This is a genomic window from Cetobacterium sp. ZWU0022, from assembly GCF_000800875.1.
Lineage (GTDB): Bacteria > Fusobacteriota > Fusobacteriia > Fusobacteriales > Fusobacteriaceae > Cetobacterium_A.
In genome coordinates, this window is sequence record NZ_JRJZ01000010.1 from 1 (window position 1) to 331 (window position 331).

1 pseudogene is annotated in these 331 nt (G+C 20.8%); it reads left to right on the forward strand.

Annotated features, from left to right (window positions below):
• Positions 1 to 331: pseudogene (locus L988_RS13760) on the forward strand (hypothetical protein); the annotation flags it as partial.

Genomic DNA, 331 nt, shown 5'->3' on the forward strand with positions numbered 1-331 from the left:
TAATTTTTTAGAAGAGTTAGGGAATATTTCTGAAATTAAATATTTAAATTTTAAAAAAGAGAGCTCAATTTTAAGTGAAGATAGTCTAGAAATTAGTATAAAAACAAATAATATTCAAAGAATTGAACAACAATTAACTGATTTAAAAATTCATGGGATTGGAGATTATACTAAAATGTTTTTTTGGGAAGGGTTAAATGGTGCAAGAAAAGCATATGAGAATAATACTGATGTTGAAAAAAAATTAGAAAATTATTTAAAAGAAATCAAAGAAATAGAGGTAGATTTAAAAAAATATAAAGGAAATTTAGATTTAAAAAGAGATTATATT